The 21,986-nt window shown below is 66.8% G+C and carries 21 protein-coding genes; 5 read left to right on the plus strand and 16 right to left on the minus strand.

The annotated features are described in order from the left end of the window. Nucleotides 1-38 precede the first annotated feature (38 nt). The 6 genes from sciP to FBZ87_RS04750 all read right to left on the minus strand — a co-directional run bounded on the left by sciP (nucleotide 39) and on the right by FBZ87_RS04750 (nucleotide 5,904). Entirely contained in the window at nucleotides 39-395 is a 357-nt protein-coding gene (sciP, locus tag FBZ87_RS04725) for a CtrA inhibitor SciP (RefSeq protein WP_425465725.1), read from the minus strand. 120 nt (nucleotides 396-515) lie between these two features. After that, on the minus strand, nucleotides 516-1,208 hold the full coding sequence (locus tag FBZ87_RS04730) for a flagellar hook capping FlgD N-terminal domain-containing protein (protein WP_145609218.1): 693 nt from the start codon (nucleotides 1,206-1,208) through the stop codon (nucleotides 516-518). 25 nt (nucleotides 1,209-1,233) lie between these two features. Next, nucleotides 1,234-3,438 (minus strand): flagellar hook-length control protein FliK, encoded by a 2,205-nt coding sequence (locus FBZ87_RS04735; RefSeq protein WP_186454580.1) that lies wholly within the window; start codon nucleotides 3,436-3,438, stop codon nucleotides 1,234-1,236. A gap of 302 nt (nucleotides 3,439-3,740) precedes the next feature. Then, nucleotides 3,741-4,235: a flagellar protein FlgN gene (locus FBZ87_RS04740; RefSeq protein ID WP_145609220.1), complete on the minus strand. Its 495-nt coding sequence runs from the start codon at nucleotides 4,233-4,235 to the stop codon at nucleotides 3,741-3,743. After that, nucleotides 4,232-4,747 (minus strand): rod-binding protein, encoded by a 516-nt coding sequence (locus tag FBZ87_RS04745; RefSeq protein WP_145609221.1) that lies wholly within the window; start codon nucleotides 4,745-4,747, stop codon nucleotides 4,232-4,234. Before FBZ87_RS04745 ends, FBZ87_RS04740 begins: the two co-directional genes overlap by 4 nt. Beyond that, nucleotides 4,747-5,904: a flagellar basal body P-ring protein FlgI gene (locus FBZ87_RS04750; RefSeq protein WP_338424076.1), complete on the minus strand. Its 1,158-nt coding sequence runs from the start codon at nucleotides 5,902-5,904 to the stop codon at nucleotides 4,747-4,749. The genes FBZ87_RS04745 and FBZ87_RS04750 overlap by 1 nt, the downstream gene beginning before the upstream one ends. A gap of 318 nt (nucleotides 5,905-6,222) precedes the next feature. Here FBZ87_RS04750 and FBZ87_RS04755 point away from each other — a divergent pair, with 318 nt between their 5' ends. Both FBZ87_RS04755 and dksA read left to right on the plus strand, forming a co-directional pair. Next, nucleotides 6,223-6,645 carry a flagellar assembly protein FliX gene (locus FBZ87_RS04755; protein WP_145609222.1) on the plus strand — a complete coding sequence of 141 codons (423 nt, stop codon included), beginning with the start codon at nucleotides 6,223-6,225 and terminating at the stop codon, nucleotides 6,643-6,645. A 245-nt stretch (nucleotides 6,646-6,890) separates the two neighbouring features. Beyond that, entirely contained in the window at nucleotides 6,891-7,310 is a 420-nt protein-coding gene (dksA, locus tag FBZ87_RS04760) for an RNA polymerase-binding protein DksA (protein WP_004272667.1), read from the plus strand. A 44-nt stretch (nucleotides 7,311-7,354) separates the two neighbouring features. On the opposite strand, the gene FBZ87_RS04765 is transcribed toward dksA, so the two are convergent. Beyond that, complete coding sequence (locus FBZ87_RS04765) at nucleotides 7,355-8,215, minus strand: AraC family transcriptional regulator (protein ID WP_246134291.1); 861 nt, start codon at nucleotides 8,213-8,215, stop codon at nucleotides 7,355-7,357. A 91-nt stretch (nucleotides 8,216-8,306) separates the two neighbouring features. Here FBZ87_RS04765 and FBZ87_RS29095 point away from each other — a divergent pair, with 91 nt between their 5' ends. After that, complete coding sequence (locus tag FBZ87_RS29095; protein ID WP_186454581.1) at nucleotides 8,307-8,483, plus strand: hypothetical protein; 177 nt, start codon at nucleotides 8,307-8,309, stop codon at nucleotides 8,481-8,483. Between the two features lie 284 nt (nucleotides 8,484-8,767). Next, a complete protein-coding gene (locus FBZ87_RS04770; RefSeq protein ID WP_145609224.1) occupies nucleotides 8,768-10,243 on the plus strand; it encodes a methyl-accepting chemotaxis protein in 1,476 nt (491 codons plus the stop codon). A 235-nt stretch (nucleotides 10,244-10,478) separates the two neighbouring features. Here FBZ87_RS04770 and flgH read toward each other — a convergent pair whose 3' ends face one another. From flgH to FBZ87_RS04795, 5 genes are all read right to left on the minus strand, one after another. Then, entirely contained in the window at nucleotides 10,479-11,234 is a 756-nt protein-coding gene (flgH, locus tag FBZ87_RS04775; protein WP_145609225.1) for a flagellar basal body L-ring protein FlgH, read from the minus strand. Nucleotides 11,235-11,245: 11 nt separating this feature from the next. After that, a complete protein-coding gene (gene flgA, locus FBZ87_RS04780; RefSeq protein WP_145609226.1) occupies nucleotides 11,246-12,250 on the minus strand; it encodes a flagellar basal body P-ring formation chaperone FlgA in 1,005 nt (334 codons plus the stop codon). 25 nt (nucleotides 12,251-12,275) lie between these two features. After that, nucleotides 12,276-13,061 carry a flagellar basal-body rod protein FlgG gene (gene flgG, locus FBZ87_RS04785; RefSeq protein WP_145609227.1) on the minus strand — a complete coding sequence of 262 codons (786 nt, stop codon included), beginning with the start codon at nucleotides 13,059-13,061 and terminating at the stop codon, nucleotides 12,276-12,278. Between the two features lie 37 nt (nucleotides 13,062-13,098). Continuing rightward, entirely contained in the window at nucleotides 13,099-13,818 is a 720-nt protein-coding gene (flgF, locus tag FBZ87_RS04790) for a flagellar basal-body rod protein FlgF (protein ID WP_145609228.1), read from the minus strand. 292 nt (nucleotides 13,819-14,110) lie between these two features. Beyond that, nucleotides 14,111-14,587 carry a peptidylprolyl isomerase gene (locus FBZ87_RS04795; RefSeq protein ID WP_004272662.1) on the minus strand — a complete coding sequence of 159 codons (477 nt, stop codon included), beginning with the start codon at nucleotides 14,585-14,587 and terminating at the stop codon, nucleotides 14,111-14,113. 336 nt (nucleotides 14,588-14,923) lie between these two features. On the opposite strand from FBZ87_RS04795, the gene FBZ87_RS04800 reads away from it, so the two are divergent. Continuing rightward, nucleotides 14,924-17,482 (plus strand): intermembrane phospholipid transport protein YdbH family protein, encoded by a 2,559-nt coding sequence (locus tag FBZ87_RS04800; RefSeq protein WP_145609229.1) that lies wholly within the window; start codon nucleotides 14,924-14,926, stop codon nucleotides 17,480-17,482. Between the two features lie 62 nt (nucleotides 17,483-17,544). On the opposite strand, the gene FBZ87_RS04805 is transcribed toward FBZ87_RS04800, so the two are convergent. The 4 genes from FBZ87_RS04805 to FBZ87_RS04820 form a co-directional block, all read right to left on the minus strand. Further along, nucleotides 17,545-18,309 carry a hypothetical protein gene (locus FBZ87_RS04805; protein ID WP_145609230.1) on the minus strand — a complete coding sequence of 255 codons (765 nt, stop codon included), beginning with the start codon at nucleotides 18,307-18,309 and terminating at the stop codon, nucleotides 17,545-17,547. Between the two features lie 148 nt (nucleotides 18,310-18,457). Further along, nucleotides 18,458-19,060, minus strand: coding sequence for a glutathione peroxidase (locus tag FBZ87_RS04810; protein WP_145609231.1), 603 nt, complete (start codon nucleotides 19,058-19,060; stop codon nucleotides 18,458-18,460). 101 nt (nucleotides 19,061-19,161) lie between these two features. Next, the gene (locus FBZ87_RS04815; protein WP_246134239.1) at nucleotides 19,162-21,441 is read right to left on the minus strand and encodes an LPS-assembly protein LptD; all 2,280 of its coding nucleotides are present in this window, start codon (nucleotides 21,439-21,441) and stop codon (nucleotides 19,162-19,164) included. A 284-nt stretch (nucleotides 21,442-21,725) separates the two neighbouring features. Continuing rightward, complete coding sequence (locus tag FBZ87_RS04820) at nucleotides 21,726-21,968, minus strand: Lrp/AsnC ligand binding domain-containing protein (protein WP_004273252.1); 243 nt, start codon at nucleotides 21,966-21,968, stop codon at nucleotides 21,726-21,728. Nucleotides 21,969-21,986: the final 18 nt, after the last annotated feature.

The raw sequence follows: 21,986 nt of genomic DNA on the forward strand, positions 1-21,986 counted from the left end.
CGAAAGGCGCCCAGGAGAGGCGCCTTCGGGAAGGGCGCTCAGCCCACGGCCGCCAGGGGATCCTGGTCGTCGGCGCCGCCCATGCTGCGGCGGTAATCCTGCAGGCGGGTGGTGCGCAGGGCCCTGGGGCCGTGGGCGTCGATCAGCCGCTGCCACGACAGGAACTCTTCCTCCGACAAGGTATAACGCGCGCAGGCCTCCTGCATGGTCAGCAGGCCGCTGCGCACCCCGTCCACCACCTGCGCCTTGCGCCGCATCACCCATCGCTTGGTGTCGGGCGGCGGAAGGTCGTCCAGGGTCAAGCCGGCGCCTTGCGCGGCGGCTTTGGCCGCATTACGACCCATCCCCCCGTTCAACAGCGCGCGGGGGCCGCGTCCGGCGTCCTGTGCCGACATGCCTTACCTCATACAGTGCCTATGCGCCCTGGACTCCACCAGGGCCTGCAGCACCATAAGGGCGGGGACGTTAAGAAGAACTGAACGTCCTATTACTTTCAGGCAGGTGCCCCTTCGCGCTTACGCGCCGGCGAGCACGCTGGTGACGTCGCTCATGTTCACGGTCATGTCGCCCATCTGCAGCGTCGGGGTGGCGCCGGACATGTCGACGCCGGTCACCTTGCCCGCCACCTTCACGGTGGTGTTCACCGGCTTGCCGCTGCTGTCGGTGGCGGTGACCTTCACGCTGTAGGTGCCGTCGGGCAGCACCTTGCCGGAGCTGTCCTTGCCGTCCCAGGAATAGTTGTGGGTGCCGGCGGCGCCGGAAACGTCGGTGGTGCTGACCAGGGCGCCGGTGCTGTCATAGACCGACATGGTGGCGGAGGCGGCGGTGCCGCCATAGGTTACGGAGACGTTCGCCGTGCTGTTCTGCAGCGGGAACTGGTCACCCTGCATCTCCACATATTTGCCCAGGTAGTTCAGTGCCTGGCTGGACTGACCCCCGGCCAGCGTCGACTGGATGGACTTCAGCTGGTTGTTGGCTTCGATCTGCTGTTCGACCGAGCTCATCTGCACCAGCTGCTGGGTCATCTGGTTGGTATCCATGGGCGACGTCGGATCCTGGTTCTTCAGCTGCGTGGTCAGCAGCGTCAGGAACGTCGTGTAGTTGTTCGTCAGGTCGCTCAGCGGGTTGCTGGCCGGCGTGTTGCTGCCCGACGAACCGCTGGGGTTGACGTTGTTGGTGTTGCTGGAACCGCTGACGGCATCGGTCATGATCGCTACTCCCTCAAATCTATCGTCAGATCCGCACGTCGACGCGGCCGAGCGATGGGATGATGGTGTCTTCTGACGCGGCCTCCTCGGGGGCGGCCGTGTCGTCCATGGAGAATTGGGCGCCGTTCTGCCCGCCGCGGCGTTCCTGCTGCTGCTGGGCCTGGCTGTCGTCCTTCAGGTTGAAGGACAGGCTGTCGTTGTCCGTCTGCAAGCCGGCATCCTGAAGGGCGGTCTTCAGGTCGTCGGAGTTGCGCTGCAGCAGGTCCAGCGTCTTGGCGTTGTCCGCCGTCACGCTGGCCCGCACCTTGCCGTCCTTGTGGAAGTCCAGCTTCACGTCGATGCTGCCCATGTCGTCCGGGGTCAGCTGGATGGTGACGCTGTCCATGCCGTTGCTGGCGGCTTTCTGAAAGCCCATCGTGACCTGCTGCAGCACCGGCGGGTACTGCGCCGGGCGGGCCGCCTGGGCCGTGCCGGCCATCTGGGCGGCGAAGCCCGTGGGGAAGGTGTGCTGGCCATCGACCAGGCCCATGAACCCGCTGGCGTTCAGTGCCGCGTCGCTGGCCGAGGCCGAGCCGCTGGTGCCGTCCGTGGCGGCGGGCAGCAGGCCGTTCTCCGTCGTGGCCAGCAGGCCGTTGCTGGCGGTGTTGGTCCGCCCGGCCTGCTGCTGTTGCAGCAGCGCCTGCAAGGTGGCCTGGGCCGAGGTCGCGGTGTTGGCGGCCGCGTTGCCGTTGCCGGCCGCGTTGGCCAATGCCGCCATGGGCGCAGTCGCCGCCGGCGTGGCCGCGTCGCCCACCTTGGCCAGGGGGGCCGCGGCGGCATGGGCGTCGGCGTAGATCATGCCGTTGTCGGCAGGTGCCGCCAGAACGCCGTTGCTGCTGCTGTCGTCGGTGGCGCTGTCGGCCGTCTGTTGCCGGGCCTGGTCCGCGGTGGTGGCCCCGGACTTCTGGTCGGGCAGGGTCGTGGCGGTCACGGTGGCACCCTGCGGCTTCCCCATGTCGCCCTTGGCACCCTTGGGCGCGCCGGTCTTGAGGCCGGAGCCCGAGGCGGCGACGCCGTCGGCCTTGCCCGTCTTGGTGGCGCCGTCAGTCGCCGTAGCGGCGGCCGTGGCGGCCAGCGCGGTGGCATCGGCCACGGTGCCGGTCTGGGCCTTGGCCGCCTGGGTCTGGGCCGCCTGGGTTTGGACGGCCTGTACCTGGGCTGATTGGACTTGGGTGGGGGCGCCGTTGGCGGGCGGAGCGGCGGTGGATGCGCGGCTGGTGACCGGCGGGGTGCCGGCGGCCAGCGCCGCAGCCTTCTGGTCGGCCACGGCCAGGCTGGAGGCAGCCGCGGAGGCGGCGCTGCCTTTGGCGGTCTGGGCTGGGCTGGGCTGTATGGCCTGGGCCGCCAGCGCCGCGTCGGCGGCGGTGGGCTCGGCCACCGGCGTCATGCCCGGGAGTGCCATGCCGGCCTGGGACGCGCCCATCTGCATCGCACCCGTCTGAGACGCACCCGCCTGGGGTGCGCCGATCTGGACCGCATCGGTTTTGGCGGTGTTGGCCTGGATCGCGTCCGCCTGGGCGGTACCGGCCTGGGCGACCGTTTGACCGGCAACGGCCTGGCTCGCGGCCGTCGCGTCCGTGGCGGCATCTGCCTTGATGGCGTCCGACGGCATCTGGCCGGCCGCGGTCTGCGCGGCCGGAACGGGAGGGGTGGGCTGCTGCTGTCCGCCCATGGCGGTGGCCAGTGCCGCCAGCGTGGTGTCGGTGGCGGTGCTGTCCTGCGTATCGGTGGCGGTCTGCCCGTCGGTGGCGCCGTCGGCCACATCGGCCATGACGGTCTTGGCCGACCAGTGGGTTTGCGTCCAGCCAGTGGCCGGCTGCAGGGCGGACGGTGTGTTGGCGGTGATGCCGGTCATCAGGGCGGTCACGGCCGTGCCCGTGGTGGTGCTCGCCGGAACCGGGCCGCCCTTGGCCTGCACGCCGCCCTTGCCTAGGGCGAAGGGAATGGTGGACGGCGTGAAGGGCGAGGTGGTCGCCGCGCCGTTGGCGCCGCCCGTGCCCTGACCGGCAGTGAGAAAGGCGCCGCTCTGGCCCGCTGACTGGCTGTTGACGGTGCTGGCGTCGACCATGCCGCTCAGCAACTGGGTGAACAGGTCCGCCGCCTCGCCGCCCGCCGCCGTGCCGCCCAGCAGACCGGACGCGGTGGTCCCCTGGGTGGGGAACAGGCTTTGAACGGACTGGAAACCGGTCATGTGTCGCTTCCTCGGGCCTGGGCGTGTCCATCGCCGGATGGCGGGGACGGTGGCGGGCAAAACGCCCACCGCCTGGGAAAGCAATCGACGTGCCAGGCGTCGGAAAGGTCCCAGCCAAGGTTTTCCAAGGGTTTCAGGGGTGGAACAGCCGGGCGGCTGGGAAAAGGTCTGCCGGGGATGGGAGCTTCTTGCCGCATGGGGCAGAATCTGCCGCCCCGTGGGCGCCCCCATGCGCCAGCGCCCGCCGCCGGCGCAGCGGCCGGGGCGGGTGGGAGCGCACGCCGGGGATGTGGCGGATCAGGTCAGAGGCACTGGTTCACGGCCAGGGGCGGGATGCCGGCCCGGCGATAGCCCGCCGGACGGGCGGCGCCGTGCTTGGCGACGTAGCCTTGTTCCTGGTTGCGCTGCTTGTTGATGGTGTTGACCATGATGTTGACCACCGACTGCGCCACGGCCGCCGCGGCGCGCAGCGTGGTCGCGTTCTCCATGGATTCCTTGTGGAACAGCTCGGCCAGGCTTTTCATGCGCGCCTTCAGTTCCGGATTGAGGGCGCGCAAGCCCACCATGTCCAGGCTGATGATGCGCACCGCATCCTCATAGCTTTTGGTCAGCAGGTGCTTGCGTTCCACCAGGGCCAGCATGGCCTTGATGTCGCGCTTTTTCAGCAGCGCCGTCTCTTCCTGGTACAGCGCCATCAGCCGCTCCATGGCGGCGATCAGCGACAGGGCGCGGGCTTCGGCCGGGCTGGCCATGGCCGGGGCGGGCGGGGGCAGGGTGGGGGCGTCGCTGGGGGTCATGGCGTGTCATCCGATGCGGCGTCGGAACTGATGGGGGGGCTGGCGGCGGCGTCCAGCGGCAGGTGCTGGGCCAGCGTGGCCTGCGCCTGGGCATAGGCGTTCTTGGGGGCGTTCTTGGGCGCCGCGGCCCCTGAGGCGGCGTTCTGGGGGCGGTGCAGCGGGTCGGCGCCGGCCGCCTTCTCCTGCATGCGCATCATTTCCTTCTTGATCTCGTCGGCGATGCCCAGGCCGCCACCTTTGGTGATGGCTTTGGCCTGCTCCTCGATCATCATGCCGCGGAACATCTCTTCCGCATGGCCGCCGCCGAAGTTCTCGTCGACCTTCACGCCTTCCCACATGTGCTGCAGCATCTGGCTGATGAAGACGGACTCGAACTCCTTGGCCGCCTTCTCGATGGCCGCGTCGTCCTTCATGCCGTTTCCGGAGCCGGCCTGCGGCTTGGGCGTTCCCTTTGCGTCCATCAGCGCCTTGGCGTCGTAGCCGGGGGGCGACAGCTTCATGTCGTCGCTCATCACATCACCTTCAGTTCGGCCTGCAGGGCGCCGGCGGCCTTGATCGACTGCAGGATGGAGATCATGTCGCGGGGACTGACGCCCAGGGCGTTCAGGCTCTGCACCAGATCCTGCAGGGACACGCCGGAGGGCAGGATGGCCAGCTTCTTACCCTGTCCGTCATCCACCTGGATGTTGGTACGGGGCACGGTGGTGGTGGTACCGTTGCTCAAGGGGCCGGGCTGGGACACTTGCGGTGTCTCCGTGATCTTGATGGTCAGGTTGCCCTGGGCGATGGCGACCGTGTTGATGCGCACGTTCTCACCCATCACGATCACGCCCGAGGCCTCATCGATGACCACGGTGGCCGGGTTGTCGGGGGCCACCTTCAGCTGCTCGATGTCGCGCATGAAGCCCACCAGGTCGGCCTTGCGGCCGGCCGGAACGTTCACCGTCACGTTGGACGGGTCCATGGCCATGGCCGTGCCCATGCCGATGGCGGCGTTGATGGCGTCGGCGATGCGCTTGGCGGTGGTGAAGTCGGGATTGTGCAGGGCCAGGTGCAGGGCCTGCATGTCGGACATCCGGAAGTCCACGGTGCGTTCCACCAGGGCGCCCGCGGCGATGCGGCCGGCGGTAGGAACGCCGCGCGTCACGCTGGCGGCGGCACCCTGCGCGGTGAAGCCGGAAATGGCCACGGGGCCCTGAGCCACCGCGTAGACGTCGCCGTCGGGCGCCAGCAGCGGCGTGCCCACCAGGATGCCGCCCTGCAGGCTCTTGGCGTCACCCAGCGTGCCGACCTGAACGTCGATGCGCGTCCCTTGCGCCGCGAAGGGGGGCAGGGTGGCGGTGACCATGACGGCCGCCACGTTCTTGGTGGTCAGCGTGGTGCCGCGGATGTTCACGCCCAGGCGTTCCAGCATGCCGTACAGGCTCTGCTGCGTGAAAGGGGCGTTGTTGATGGTGTCGCCGGTGCCGTTCAGGCCGACGACCAGGCCGTAGCCCACCAGGACGTTGTCGCGCACGCCCTCCACATCCACGATGTCCTTCAGGCGCGACTGCGCGCCGGCCGGCTGGGCGGCACCCAGGACCAGGACGGCGGCGGCCAGCACGATGGCGGCGCGCTTGAGGGCGCGACCCAGGGTGGTGGCGGAACGGATGCGGGCGTTCGTGAACACGGGGGGATACTCCCTGAATCAGATGCCGCTCCCCAAGCGAACTTCATGCCAACCGCAGCATGCGCCCAAATCCGGCGGTTTCCCAGGGGCAGCCGCCGGAACCAGGGCCGCCAGCCCCCGGTTATGACCGGAAGCGGCCGAATATCCCCGGCAAAAATTGCCCTATGCGCGTCTTCCCTGCGGGTGGTAACAATAAGACAGGCCGCAGGCCCGCCAAACCGGCGGAATCGCCCCCTTTTTCCGGCCCTGTCGGGGGAGAACGGGTGATGAGGTCCGGGTGTACCGGGCGGCTGGCCCAGATTGCGGTGGCGGCACGACATGAAGATCCAAGGTCCCGGTTCCTCCCTTCCCTCCAGCCAGACGCGCAAAACGCAACGGGCCGGCGGCGACAGCTTCCGCACCCAGGTATCCGAAGGCGACGGTGATGAGGGCGTGAAGTCCATGACCGGCGCGCAGACCGCGATGGCCATCACGCCGCTGCTGGCCCTGCAAGAGGTCGACGACGCGCTGAACTCCAAGCGCAAGGCCCGCCAGCGGGCGGAAAATCTGTTGGACAAGCTGGACGAGCTGCGGCTGGGCCTGCTGGCCGGCACCTTCCCGCGCGAACGGCTGCAGGATCTGGTGCGCATGGTGCAGAGCCGGCGCGAGACGGTGGCCGACCCCCGCCTGCAGGAAGTGCTGGATGAGATCGACCTGCGCGCGCAGGTGGAACTGGCCAAGTTCGAATCGGCGTCGCGCTGAGGCGCGGGGGAGAGGGGTGGCGCAACGCGGCCGCCCGCGGACGGAGAGCCGTCCTATTCTTATACGCTTATACCTGTAATCCGAATGGCCGGCCGCCTTCTCGCTTTGGGCGGGAGTGGGCACAATTCCCATCCATTTCAGTGGCTTAAACATCGCATCCCGATGCTGCGCGCAGTATTGCGGGTTGCGTTGCGTCTCCCTATACTCCGCGCCGTCTCGATCACACTGGATTCGGACCAAAACATATGTCGTCTCCGATACTTCCCCCGGATTACCGCCCGTCCGAGGATGAGCCGTACATGAGCCCCGTGATGACGGAGTACTTCCGTCAGAAGCTGCTGCAATGGCGTGCGGAGCTTTTGAAGGAGTCCACCGAAACCCTGGTCAATCTCCAGGATGGCGGCATTCAGGAACCGGACATCGCCGACCGCGCCTCGGCGGAAACCGACCGGTCCCTGGAACTGCGCACCCGGGACCGGGAGCGCAAGCTGATCAGCAAGATCGATGAGGCCATCGAACGAATCGAACTGGGCGAATACGGCTATTGCGAGGAGACGGGGGAGCCCATCGGTGTCCGCCGCCTGGAGGCCCGCCCCATCGCCACCCTGTCGGTGGAAGCCCAGGAACGGCATGAGCGGATGGAGCGCACGCAGCGCGACGATTGAACCCGCAGCTGGGCGTGGCGGCCTTGGGGCCGTCACGTCGCAGTTCAGTATATGTTCCGGTGCCGGCGCAGAACGGTGGATGGCGTTTCGCCGAACGCCGCCAGGAAATCCTTACTGAAACGACTTAGATCGCTGTAACCACAGGAAAGGGCGATCTCTGTGACGGTAAGCGCGGGCAGTCCGCTCTCCGCCATCAGGCGCGCGCGTTTCAGTCGCGTCCGTTTCAGGAACTCCATGGGTGAATAACCGCGGTGTTCGGCGAACGCGCGAAAGACGCTGCGCGCGCTGGCTCCGGTGGCCCTGACGATATCCTCGATCGTCAGGGGGTCGTCGGCGTGGGCTTCGATGAAGTCTTCTGCCCGTCGGACTTGCCACGGCGCGATCCCACGAACAGGGCCGTCGAGGATGGGCCGGTAGTCATGCGTGCCGGTGACCAGCAAAGAGGTCGTCAGCGCCTGCTCCAACTCCGCCAGAACCAGACGGGCGGCGGGCCCGGGCAAGTTGTTCGCGGCGTTGGCCAAGTTGGAGAGGATCTCCCTCAAGGCGCGCCCGTTGGGGGTCTGGAGGTCCAGCGCGGCTTTGAAGTTCAACGGGCCATCTATGGCCTCGCCGGTCAGGGCGGCGAGTTTTCGGGTCAACATGGCAACCGGCACGCGCCAGGCGAATTGCTGGAATCCCTGATGAAAATCGATCTTCGCATCGGCGGAGGAGACGCAGGCCATGGTTGGGGCCAAGGCGACAGCCTGACCGGCGGTGCTTGTCTGGCCGCTACCCGTCCAAGGGATTTGCAGCCTCATGTATGTCCCTTCACTAAAGTTCAGTGTGACGGGAAAGCCATAAGAACAAAACCAGAGGTCACTTCCCGGCAGGCGGCAATGGTTCGCCCGGGTGTCGCAGGTCGGCATTGAGACAGGCCCTCGCACTACCGTGGCGGCAAGGCGGCTCTCGGCGAACGCTACCGCTTCGTCCGTCTTCGACGTGTTGAAGGACAAGTGATTGGACAGCGGTAAGGCGGCTGTTCCCGCGTCCGTGCGTGTTGCGGCCAATGTCCTGTCGTCCTCGCGCTCAGGTCACACGATGTTCGTGCTGGCGTCGATTCGTACCATCTCCAAGGTGGCGAAGCCACTGAGCGAGATCAAACCTAACCCGATGATCTCCGGATTTGGCGCTTGACGCCAAGCTCTGGCGCCGTACGACAAGTAAAAATCCATAAGATTGTTAGGATAAAATGTCGCATTGCCAACAAATATAGGAAAATTTAGTTCAGCTATAACAACATAACATCATTACGAGTCGACTGGTATATATCCTTTATATTATAAAGAAGTTGGCTTTATTAACAGTCAATTAACAAATAATGCTTTAAATCAGTATTGTGTGGATCGGCAATGACGATTCCTGGCAGCAATACGCTGTCGACGTCCGCCAGATCAGCCGTAAATACATGGAGGTGCCCAATGTTCGAAACGCGTCACAGCCGTGAAATGGCCGGGAAGCTGGCGGCCTTGGACAAGTCTCAAGCCATCATCGAGTTTGCCCTCGATGGCACGATCCTGGCGGCCAACGCCAATTTCCTGAAGGTCATGGGCTATACCTGGGATGAAATCAAAGGCCGTCACCACAGCCTGTTCATGGAGCCGAGGCTCAAGGAAAGCGCCGAGTACGCGCGGTTTTGGGACGTCCTGCGAAGGGGGGAGTTCCAGGCGGCGCAGTTCAAACGGATCGGCAAGAACGGCAAGGAGGTCTGGATCGAGGCGTCCTACAATCCGATCTGCGACCGCAGCGGGCGACCTTTCAAGGTCGTCAAATTCGCCACCGATGTGACGGCGCAAAAGATGGAATATGTCGACCTGCGCGGCCAGGTTGAGGCGATCAATAAATCCCAGGCGGTGATCGAGTTCGCGATGGATGGGACGATCCTTACGGCCAACGGGAATTTCCTCCGGACCATGGGATACTCGCTTGATGAGATAAGGGGCCGCCACCACAGCTTATTTGTCGATGCGGAGACGCGGGACAGCGGCGCTTATCACGCTTTTTGGCGAGACCTACGACGGGGTGAATTCCGTGCGGCGCAATTCAAGCGCCTCGGCAAAGGCGGGAAGGAGGTCTGGATCGAGGCCTCCTACAACCCCATTCTCGACCTCAACGGCAAGCCGTTCAAAGTGGTGAAGTATGCGACCGACATCACCGCCCATGTCCAGACGATGGCGGATCTGAAGACCCTCATTGATCGGAATTTCGGTGAGATTGATCAAGCCGTGACGCAGTCGGCCCAGCAGTCCGAGGATGCCGCTCAGGCCGCGGGCGAGACGTCCGGCGCGGTCCAGATGATGGCGTCAAGCGCGGAGGAACTAGCCGCTTCCATCCGCGAAATCGCGCAGAGCATGACCCAGTCCCGGTCGGCGGCCGAAAATACCGCCGAACTGGCGGTGCGCGCCGACGCGGCCACCCAGCGCCTGGCTGAGGTCGCGAAATCGATGGAAGGCGTGGTTGACGTCATCCGCACCATCGCCGGACAGATCAATTTGCTGGCGTTGAACGCGACCATAGAGGCAGCGCGGGCAGGGGACGCCGGCAAGGGCTTCGCCGTGGTGGCGACGGAGGTCAAGAACCTGGCCAACCAGTCCGCGAAGGCTACCCAGAAGATCTCGGAGGAGATCGAGGGCATGCAGGCCGTGTCCGGTGACGTGGTCGGCTCGCTGGACGCTATCCGCCAATCCATCAGCACGGTGCGGGAGTTCGTGGCATCGACCGCCAGCGCCGTGGAGGAGCAGAGCGCCGTCACCCGCGACATGTCGTCGAACATGCAGAAGACGGCCGGTGCCGTGGAAACGGTGACCCGCAGCCTGTCCAGCATCTCGGCCGCCAATCAGCAGGTGGGCGAAGCGGTGGGGCGGACCAAGGAAGCCGCCCGCGTCCTGGCTCGTTAGTTTTCAAGGGCTGTCAGTACCTGGATAAAAGAAGGGCCGGTGCACGCGACACCGGCCCTTTTCAGTTTGTTCGAGGTCAACAAAGGTCCACAGAGGCCCCGTGGACGCGGGGGACTAACAGGCGAAAATGGAACTCGGGTGATCCGCTGCGGCCGCGTCGGCCGAAAGGTTGTGGGGAAACCCGGCGGCGGGGGCTCCGCCGGGCCGCTGTCAGAGGATGGTGGTCAGGTGGTCATCAGAAGGGCAGGAGGACATCCAGCAGCTGCTGGCCGTAGCGTTCCTGCTGCACATCGGTGATCTGGCCGCGGCCACCGTACGAGATGCGGGCTTCGGCGATCTTCTCGTAGGAAATGGCGTTGGTGTTGTCGATGTCCTCGGGCCGGATGATGCCCTGGATGGTCAGCTCGCGCAGTTCGTAGTTCACGCGCACTTCCTGCTTGCCCTGGATGACCAGGTTGCCATTGGGCAGGACCTGGGTGATCAGGGCGGCGATCTTCAGGTCGATCTTTTCGGAGCGGGCGACCGTGCCCTTGCCGTCCGAAGCCTTGGCACTGGTGGTCGACACCAGGCTGGAAGCCGAGGTGGCGGAGTTCAACACCTTCGGGATCTGGGCCTCCAGGCCGAAGAAGTTGGGGATGCCCATGCTGTCGGAATTGGCACGCGACCGCTTGGTCTCGTTGGAGACGTCGGCGCTGTCGTTGATGGAGATGGCGATGGTCAGGATGTCGCCGGTCTGGCTGGCGCGCTGGTCCTTGAAGAAGGCGCGGGCACCCGGCCGCCACAGCGAGTTGGCCTGGCGCTCCAGCACCGGCGGGGTGGGCATGGGCATGCGCACCGGCTGGTAGCCCTTCTGCGTCGTGGGGTCGGACAGGGTGCTCATGTCCGGCGCCTTGCCGATGTTGTTGATGCGGTCGACGGCGCCGCAGCCGCTGAGCGCCACGGCGGCGACGGTGGCGATGAGGAGAGCGCGGATGGTGGAAGGCACAGGCATGATGTCTCTCCTCAATTCAGGGCGGTACGGGTGGTGCGGGTCGCGGCGGCGTTGAACTGCCCCTGGGGGGCCTGGCCAATGGGGGCTTGGGCCGTCGGCTGCACCATGACAAGGTCGGGGCCGGCGACACGGGCATCGATGGTCCGGTTGCTGGCGGTGTTGGTGACGCGGATGATCTCGTTGACGCCGCCTTCGGTCTGGGCGCGACCCTGGACCGTCAGGGTCATGTTGCCGGACTGCAGCATCATGGTGACCAGGGCGCCGCGGGTGACCACCACCGGCGCCCGCACCTCATCGGTGCGCACCGGCTGGTAGGGGCTGGCGCCGTGGCGCACGGTCAGGCCGATCAGGTCGCGCGCCTCGGTCACCACGTCACCGCTGATGCGGGTGCGCGGCACCTTGGTCCATTCCACGTCGCTGGCGGCGATGGTCTCGCCAGGGGCCACGCGGCGGTTCAGCACCGGCAGGGTGACCATGACGGCCACGCGGGCGCCGAAGCTCTGGCGAATGACGGGTTCGCCCTTGGCCGGGATCACCAGGTCGCCGGTGGCGCGGCCGCGGGCGGCGTCGTAGTTCACGTTGGTGAAGCCGATGCTGCTGTCGCTGTTGGCCGGCAGGCGCAGGACGGTGCCTGGGTTGTCCAGCTGCACTTCCATGCCGGCCGGCGCGCCGGCGTCGGCCAGGGCCTTGGTGAAGGCGGCCTGGATCTGGTCGGCGGTCACGTCCACCGAGGGGCGGCTGACGATCACGCGCTCGTTACCGGTGGACTTCCAAGCCACGCCGTTGGCGGCGGCGATGCGGTCCAGCACCGAGGCGTCGTAGGTGATGCGGTGGCCGGGCGCCGGGGCCTGGCCGATGACGATGGTGGCCTGGTTGGGGCCCAGCGCGTCGAACAGGTCGCCCAGGTGGATGGTGTCGGCGTTGACGTCCACATCGCCGTGCAGGTCGGCGGCCGTGGCGGCGCCGGCGCTGAAAAGGATGCTGGTGCCCAGCAGGATGGTGGCCAAGGCTTTCATGACTGTTCTCCGCTATCCGCCGTCATCACTTCATGTTCGTGATGGACTGCAGCATCTGGTCCGTCGTGGTCACGACGCGCGAGTTCATCTCGTAGGCGCGCTGCGCCTGGATCAGGTTGGTGATCTCGGTCACGACGTTGACGTTGGAGGTTTCCAGCGCGTTCTGGGTGATGCGGCCGAAGCCGGTGGAGCCGGGGACGGCCGTGGCCGGCTGGCCCGAGGCCGGGGTTTCCAGCAGCAGGTTGTCACCGATGGCTTCCAGGCCGGCCGCGTTGGGGAAGTTCGCCAAGGTCAGCTGGCCGACGATGGCCGGGTTCACCTGGCCGTCGATCTTGGCCTGCACCTGGCCCGAGGCGTCCACCGAGATGTCCACCGCGTTCTGCGGAATGGTGAAGCCGGGGTTCAGCAGGTAGCCGTCGGAGGTGACGACCTGGCTGTTGGCATTCAGCGAGAAGGAGCCGGCGCGGGTGTAGGCGATCTGGCCGCTGGGCAGCGTCACCTGGAAGAAGCCGTTGCCGTTGATCGCCAGGTCCAGGCTGTTGCCGGTGGTGGTGATGTTGCCCTGCTCGTTGATGCGGTACACGGCCGCCGTCTTCACGCCGGCGCCGATCTGGATGCCGGTCGGGACGATGGTGCCGGCATCGGAGGAGTTGGAACCGACGCGGCGCATGTTCTGGTAGAGCAAGTCCTGGAATTCGGCGCGCTGGCGCTTGAACCCGGTCGTCGTCATGTTCGCGATGTTGTTCGAGATGACTTCGACGTTGGTCTGCTGGGCCTGCATACCCGTGGCGGCGATGGAGAGGCTGCGCATGATCTGTTTCTCCTACTTCTTCGGCGTCACGAGGGCGTTATTGGGCTTTGGCGAGGTGGCTGATCGCGTTGCGGATGCGATCGTGTTCCTCGTCCACCAGCTTCTGGGTCATCTGGTATTGGCGCAGCACGTCGATCATCGCGGTGGATTCGACGATGGCCTGCACGTTGGAGGCCTCGACCGCACCCTGCGTCACCTGCGGGTTGGCCGAGGGGCGCGGCGTCTGGGTCGTGGTCATCAGGCCGCCGCCCAAGGTCTGCATCTGCTGCTGGTCGTCGAAGCTGACGATCTTCAGCTTGCCCAACTGGGCGCGGTCGGCCATCACGGTGCCGTCGCCCTGGATCTTCAGGTCGGTGGTGCCGTCGGGGACGGTGATGCGGTTGTCGTTGGTGTCCAGCACGGGCAGGCCGTTCTGGTCCACGATCTCACGACGGTCGTTCAGCTGGAAATTGCCGGCGCGGGTGTAGCGCGGGCCGGACAGCGTCTCCACCGTGAAGTAGCCGTCGCCCTTCAGCGCCAGGTCCAGGGTGTTGTTCGTCACCTGCAGGGCGCCGGCGCGGGTGTCGCGCATCAGGCCGTAGTCCTGGACGAAGGAGACCCGTTCGCCGCGGGCCGGCTTCTCCAGGTATTCCTGGAACAGCATGCGCTGCTGCTTGTAGCCCGTCGTGTTCATGTTGGCGATGTTGTTCGCCACCACATCCAGCTGCCGGGACAGCGCCTCCTGACGGGACAGCGCCACGTAAATCGGGTTTTCCATTTTCGCCTCGAACGTCGCTGCCGGTCGATGCCGGCCGCTTGTTAGTCGCCTCCCTATATGCAGGGGGTGTGCCAACATTCGGGATCAATGGAAATCAATGACTTAGCTTGGGGCGGGGTGGGCAAGGACGGCAGGGGCTTCCCCTTGCGGCAGTTTCTGCCGGACCAGGGGGGCCAAGCTGGTTCCGGGCGGCGGTTTTTACCCCCCGATCCGGTACCGTCTCCAAAAGCCGACCGCCCGCCCCTTTAGGGGGCGGGCGGTCGAACCTTGAATCGGATGAGAGATGCCAGGATCAGGCGGCGTCGGCCGCGACCTGCATCTTCACGATCTTGTCGGGGTCGGTGACGCTGCCGTTGTCACGGCGGCTGCCCTTCTTCAGGGCGTCGACGAATTCCATGCCCTCGGTGACCTTGCCCCAGACGGTGTACTGGCGGTCCAGGAAGGTGGCGTCGTCGAAGCAGATGAAGAACTGGCTGTCGGCGCTGTCCGGGTTCATGGCGCGGGCCATGGAGCAGACACCGCGCACATGCGGCTCGGCCGAGAATTCCGCCTTCAGCTTCTTGCCCGAACCGCCGGTACCGTCGCCGATGGGGCAGCCGCCCTGGGCCATGAAGCCCTCGATGACACGGTGGAAGCTCAGGCCGTTGTAGAAGCCGTCGCGGGCCAGTTCCTTGATGCGGGCGACATGGTTGGGGGCCAGGTCGGGGCGGAGCGCGATGACGACGCGGCCGGCCGGCAGGTCGAGATACAGGGTGTTCTCAAGATCCATTTTGGGAAGCTCGTTCTTGTGGTGGGCGCGTCCGTGTCCGGCTTTGCCGGTCGGCGGACCATAGCGCCCCCGCCGCCCGATTTGAACCGCCCTTCTGGCGCAGCCGCTTCCCGCCCGCGGCAAAATTCGCGGGTTGGGGGGCCAAAATCGGCAAGCGACTTGCATGAGGGAGCGATCAAGGTCGGTGACTGGACCTTGCTGCGCACAGGGGGCTGTGCTGCTGCTTGTGGTCCGTCGCCGGTCTTGCCACTCTCCACCACGGTTTCGGGTACCACCGGGGCCGGGAAGGGACTTGTACACCCCATGTCCATGCCGCCGTTACGGCCGCCGCCCGGAATGCGGCCCCCACACCTGCGCGCCCCCAAGGCCAAGCGTCGCGTGACGCCCGGCGCGTGGCGCCTGCCGTCGTGGCGGGCCGCGCTGCCGGGGTGGCGGTGGCCGATCTCGTTCAAGGCCGGGCTGCCGCCGTGGGGGGCCCGTTGGCTGTGGGGCCTGGTTCCTGTCACCCTGGCCATCGCGGGGGGCATTTTGGCCGGCCGGCTGATTCTGCCGGCCACGGCGGAACAGAGGCTGAAGGCGGCCCTGGTCGAGGCTGGCTTCGCCGATGCCCAGGTGACGGTGCGGCACGCCGGCTGGGGTTGGCTGGAGGCGGGGGTGCGCCTGCAACCGGGGCTGGAGGCGGACACCGCGCTGGTGACCTTCGCCGGCCTGGTACCCTGGGGCCATCCGGCGCGCCTGGCGCTGACCGGGGTCAGCCTGGATGCCGGCCATCTGGATGGGCAGGCGCTGGCGCGCTTGACCGATCTGCCCATCGACCATGTGGACATTGGATCGGCCCAGCTGATCCACGGGGATTGGTCGATGCCCTTGGCCTTGCACGCCACGCTCGATCACAGGGCGGGGGACGGGGTAGAAGCGGGCGCGTGGCAAGGGCAGGCGGTGATGGAGCCGGCGGCCGGCTGGCCCGCGCTCGCCGTGACCGTCAGCCTGACCAGGACGGCGGATGGCCCCGCGCTGCGGCTGGTCGCGGCGCCAGGCGCCACCCCGATGGTGTCGGGCACCGTGGCTGCCGGCCCCAAGGGAACGGCCAAGGCTGAACTGACGGTGACGGACCTGCGCGTGCGCGATTGGGGAGGCCCCATTTCCGCCCATCTGGTGGCACAGGGCGGCGGTGACCGCTGGACCGTGAGCGCCACCGCCGAGACGCCCAACGCCCACCTGGCCCTGGAGGGAGCCAAGCCCTGGACTGGCATTCAGGGCACCGGCATACAGGCCACCATGCCCGCTGCGCCGTGGGGCATTACCCTGCGCGCCCGGGGGGTGGGGACCTGGAGCGGCGAGGGGCTGCTGACCGTGGCCGGCACCGCGGAGGGGGGCGCCCTGGCCGTGACCGTCGCGGCAGAGGGGATGACGGCGCCGGAATTGCCGCTGATGGCGGCCTTCCTCAACGGCGGCGGAAACCTGACGCCGGAAGGCGATGGCGCCTGGCGCCTGGACCTGACCCGCGCAGCGCAGGCAGGGGGGCGGTTGCGGGACGGCCAGGGGACGCCGGTCAGCCTGGGCTGGGACCCCGGTGCCGACGGCCACCTGGTGATGACCTGGCGCGGCGGTTTGGGCAAGGACCGCCGGGGGCATGCCGAGGCGCAGGGCGCCTTGGTGGGGCGCCTGGGGCCGTCTGCCGCGCCCCTCATCGCCGGTGGCACCACCGGCCTGCATATCGCCGCCGATTGGGATGCCGGCGGCTTGAGCGCCCTGGAGGCGTCCGCCGCGTCGGTGGAGGCGCCGGTGCTGCTGGGCGGTAGGTTGGAAGGGGCCCATCTGTCCGCCGGCTTCGATCGCGCCAACCGCGCCAATCCCTGGCAGCTGACCCTGGATGGCGGCCGTGTGGCAGGCACGATGCTGCCGCCCCTGGCCCTGGCCGTCACCCTGTCCGGCGATCCGGCCGCCACGCTGACCCTGGCGGGCCAGGCCCGGGGACTGGGCACGCCCCTGACCCTGAGGCTGAGCGGGCATTGGACAGGGGTGGAAAAGCGGGGGGAGGCGGCAGCGGTGCTGGAGCCGCTGACGCTGTCCAACGTGCCGGATCTCAGCCGCCTGCTGCCTGGCGCCGGCCTGGCGGGACCGATCCAGGGCCTGGGCACGGTGGTGGGCCGCGCCCATCTGTCGTGGGAGCAGGGGCATCTGACCGGGTCGGGGGAGGTGCGGGCCGATGCCGTCAGCCTCGCCGGCCCATCGCTGGCCATCGACGGCCTCAAGGGGGCGGTGGCGCTGGACGGGCTGTTCCCGCTGCACAGCCCGCCTGCCCAGCATATCGAGGCCAAGGCCGTGCGTGCCGCCCTGGCGCTGGAGGACGTCGGGTTGGATTTCCAGCTGGCGGATGGCCGGGTGCTGCTGCAAGGCGGCGATTTGGCCTGGGCCGGCGGCCACGTGCATCTGTCGCCGGAGGAGGGCGGCGGCTTCAGCGCCACGGTGGCGGAGGTGGATTTGGCCCAGGCGCTGCCGGCATGGGCAGCGGCCGGTTACACCCTGCAAGGAAAGCTGGCTGGGCGCCTGCTGGGACGCTTCGACGGCATGGCGCCGGTGCTGGCCTATGGCGGCCTGCAGGCGGAAGCGCCCGGCCACATCGGCTATGCGGATACGACCGGCGCCGGTGTGCCGGTGGTGCTGAACCCCGACCACAATGGCCAGGTGGCGCTGGTGACCCGGGCGCTGGCCGATTACGACTACCAGGCCCTGACGTTGGAGCCCAAGGGCCCCATCCTGACCGACCCCCGCGCCCGCCTGCTGCTGCGCGGCGTCAACCCGGGGTTCTATGGCGGCTATCCGGTCGACCTGGACCTGGAACTGGACGCCGGTGACCTGTCGGCCACCGGTGCCTCAGAACGACGGCAGTAAGGGATGTTGGGCATCACCCGGCGCTTGGGAACCCCTGATCGTGATCGACCAAGGGCTGTGCATTAGGGGAACGGGCAGTGATCGCCCACCACGTCCACGAAGGAGCGTGAACCGGGGCTGATCTTGAAGCGGTATTCGGTGTCGTCGATGATCACCGAATGCTGCAGCGGCAGCATGCCCGTGGTCTGGGTTTCCTTGCCGTTCTTGTCGGTGAACTTCAGGGTGACCGGCTTGGCCGGGTCGAACCAGGATTGCGGCGCGCCATCGGGGCTGCGCGACGTGGCGCCCTCGCCAGAGACGGTGATGGCGCCGTCGGCGAAGCCGGCCGAGGTGTTGGGACCCTTGTACAGCGAGGTCGACAGGACGAAGCGCTTGGTCTCCGCCTTGCCGCAGGAGCGGGGGGTGCCCGTCTGCTCGATGATCAGGGCCAGGCGACCGGCGTCGACGCCCTCCACCATCTTCTTGGCCAGCAGGTCCTTCAACCGGCCCAGGTCGCCCGTGGGCACGTCGCGGTCATAGCGCACCTGCAGCTCGCTGACGCGCACCTCGGCGGTCTGCAGCGCCGCTTGCAGCTGGGCGACCTTGCGCTCGGTCTCTTCCTTGGCGGACTGGGCCTGGGTCAGTTGCGTCTGCAGGCTTTGTTCCCGGCGGATCAATTGTTCTTGCCCCACCTCATAGCTGAAGGCGCAGGCGACGCCGACCACACCGGCCAGCAGCAGGAACTTGCCCAGACGCCCCCAGAAACGGCGGCGGGCCCGGCGGCTGTGATCATAGAGGCCATAACTCATGGTGGCGCCAACACCCAGCAGATAGGTCAGGGAGAACAAGGAATTAGTAAGCCCGGGAAACAAAGCCTCCCGGGCCTGACCCTAGCGGGGCCGCCTGCCAAACTCAAGCGGCTGTCGGCCTATACGCACTACGGGCCAATGGCACGGGCGGTGGCACACCCCGCCGCCGCCGCGGCCACGTCGGTTCTCAACCGTTGTGCGACAGCGCCGCGTCGATGGCGGCTTTCAGTTCCGGCGATTCCGGTTCCACCTTGCTGGGGAAGGCGGCGATCAGCGCGCCCTCGGGGCTGATCAGGTACTTATGGAAATTCCACTTTGGCGCGCCCTTGGCGCTGCTGACCCACTTGTAGAAAGGATGGGCCTTGTCGCCGGTCACCGTCTCCTTCTCCGTCATGGGGAAGTCGACGGCGAAGTTGGCGTCGCAGAAGTGCTTGATCTCCTTATTGCTGCCCGGTTCCTGGTCGGCGAAATCGTTGGCGGGTACGCCCAGCACCACCAGGCCCTTGTCCTTGTAGGCGGTGTAGAGCGCCTCAAGGCCTTTGTACTGCGGGGTGAAGCCGCAGAGGGACGCGGTGTTCACCACCAGGATGGCCTTGCCCTTGAACTGGCTGAGGGGCAACGGATCGCCGTCGATGGAGGTGAACTTGTAATCATATGCCGAGCCCGCGGCGGAGCTGGGCAACGGGGTGGCGGCATCGACATGGCGGGCGGCGGCCAAGCCGGCGACGGCCAAGGCGGCCATGGCCAGGCCCCGGAACAGGACGCGGCGGGTCAACAGGGACGCGGGCATGGGGTTCTTCCTCGGATATCGGTGGCGGGCCCACGCTGCCTGGGGGCTCCGCCTGGTCGCGATATCGAACTATAAACCCAGTAACCGGGTTACCTGCAAAACTAATGCGAGGTGCCGGTGAAGGCCGGGCTGACGAACGTGCCCAGCTTGTTGAAGATCATGCGGAAGTAAATGCGGTTGCCCGACGCCAGGCCGACGCGCTGGGCATAATCTCGCTCCATGATCAGCGAGAAGGTGTAGCAGTCGTCCTGATAGGTGGTGGTCAGGCTGGTGGATACGGGCCCGCCGCCTTCGGCCAGGTTGTACCGGGTGGAAAGGCCCACCGTGTAGTACTTCAGGAAGGACGAGGTCACGCCGCCGCTGACTTCCTGCAGGTTGGCGGTGGTGTCGGCCGTCGTGCCGTTCTGCAGTTCCAGCTTGTTGATGTACAGGTAGCTGCCCGACACGCGGAAGATGGACGGGCCGAACGATCCGGTGAAATCGTGCATGCGCTGGGCGCCACTGGTCGGATCCAGCCGGAAACCGTAGCTGACGTCCATCCACGGGCTGGGGGTCAGTTCCAGGCGGCCGACATAATCGGACTGGCGGCTGTACAGGCCGGAATTGACCGCGAAGTCGGTGTTGTGCTGCAGGCGGTAGCTCTGACCGAAGAACAGGGTGCTGCTGCCGCCGCCATTGCCGTAGACGCCGGCGCGCACACCGTAGGTCACGCGCTGGCCGCCATCGAGAAGGTCGACGCCGGGATAGCGGCTGAGGCGGAACAGGTTGGTGGAATCGAACTCGATATCCTCGCTGTCCTCGTTCGGCAGATCGCGGCTGTTGTGGTAGTTGGGCGCGGCGGTGAAGGCCACGATGGGCTCGATCATCTCCGACACGGTGCCGTCCTCGCGCACGAAGGGCAGGCGGGTCATGATCTGGCCCTGGGGGAAGACGCGGAAGCGGGTGAAGTCGTCCCGGGGGCCACCATTGGCCGCGTCCTTCAGGTTGCCGATGGCGTAGGCGTCGGTCCGCAGCAGGGCGTTGACGGTGGTGACCATGCCCAGGCTGTTGGTGTAGTCGCCTTGCCAGCCCGCGACCTGCGAGGCCCGGCGGGAGCGCACGCCCTGCTCGCGCCACAGGTCCAGGTACTGCGCGTCGAAGGACCAGCGGCCACCCAGCGTATCGCCCGGCTCGCCCAGGGCGCTGTAGGTGATCAGCGGCAGGGCTACCGGCTCTTCCAACGTGTTGGACGGGCGCAGATCCTGGAAGCCGTAGATGCCGGCGTTGAAGTAGTCGCGGCCAGCGAAGTGCTCGGTATAGAGGCGGCTGGTCAGCAGCTGCTCAGCGCTGTAGTTGTAGCGCAACAGGAAGTTGTTGTCGGTGACCCGGTTCAGGTCGAAACCCCAGCGCCAGGAATCATCGATGTCGAAGCGGCCAATGCCCTGCACCCAGCCGCGCAGTTCCGTCGGGCTGATGGTGCCGGTGGACGACGCCTGCGGGTTCTGCGTGTAGGTGGCGGCCCCCTGAAGTTCCAGGTAGCCGTTGGTGAAGCGCTGGCGATATTTCGTGCCCAGAAGCAGGCCGTCGTTGGCGCTGGGCAGCAGATCGAACAGCAGGTCCTTGTCCGGCGAGATGTCGTAGTAATACTTCACCCGCGCGAACATGCCCAAATTGGTGTTGTAGCCGATGGTGGGCGTCAGGAAGCCGCTGCGCCGGTCCACCGTGGGATCGGGCATGGAGAAGGCGGGCAGGTAGGTGATGGGCACGCCCGCCACCTCGATGGTGGCGTCGCGGAAGTAGATGTCGTGCGACGTATTGTCGTGCGTCACCTGCTTGGCGCGAATCTGCCAGGTGGGCGGCCGCGTGGGATCATCCTCGCACAGCTTGCAGGGGCTGTAGGTGCCGCGGGTGACGCGGGTGTAGCGGCCATCGATGCGTTCGGCCTGGTAGCCGGCCAGGCGGCTGTTGTCCTGCAGCAGCATGCGGGACTGGTCGACGAAGGCCTGCTTCTGGTCCTCCGTTAATTCCGCATAGTCGCCGAACATCACCTCGCCATCCGGCTGGATCATGACCACGTGGCCGCTGGCGGTGATGACGTTGGACCGCTCGCTGTAGCTGATGGTGTCGGCCAGTACGACGTGGCCGCCCTGAGACAGCTGCACGTTGCCGGTCGCGGTGGTGATGCCCAGCTCATTGTCCGTGTCGACCTGGTCGGCCTCCAGCAGGACGGGTGGCTGATCCTTCTTCGGTGCGGCCTGCGGGGGGGCAGCCTGGGTGGGTGCAGGGGCGGCGGCCGCTCCGCTGGAGGGCGGCGTGGGCTGCTGTTGCGCCAGCGCCGTGCTGGACATCAGGCCGACCATCAGGGCGGCGGCGATGGCGGCACGCCGCCGCGTGGCGGCCATGGGCGGCTCCGCAGTCAGGGGACGGGGATTCAACGCGTCGCACTCCCCGTCAGTTCGCCCGGGCGTACGCAGGGGCTGGGGGTGGGGATGCCGCCGTTCCGGGCCATGTGGCCGATGTCCTTGCTCCGCTTCATGGATCACCTTCTTGCCCATGCCGTGGGCCAAGTCAACACGGCTGGCCCGTTCCACGGGTTCATCTCCCGATATCGTCGGCGCGTGACCCGGAAACACCATCCTGGGAAACGCCACGGCGGCACCAGCCCCGCAAGGGGACGGCGGGAATGTCAGGTGAAGGCCTTGAAGGTGATGATGGTGAAAGTGTCCTTGACGCCCGGCAGGGTCTGCAGGCGCTGGGTGACAAAATGGCCGATGTCGGCCTCGTCACCCAGATAGCACTTCATCATCAGGTCGTACTGACCGGAGATGGAATGGACCTCTGAGACCTCTTCCAGGGTCTCCACGGCCGAATCGGCCACGTCGTAGGCCTTGCCCAGTTCGCACTTGATCTGCACGAAGATGGTCTGCATGGGATGCTTCCAAGCCTC

This window comes from Nitrospirillum amazonense (genome assembly GCF_007828035.1).
GTDB classification, from domain to species: domain Bacteria; phylum Pseudomonadota; class Alphaproteobacteria; order Azospirillales; family Azospirillaceae; genus Nitrospirillum; species Nitrospirillum amazonense.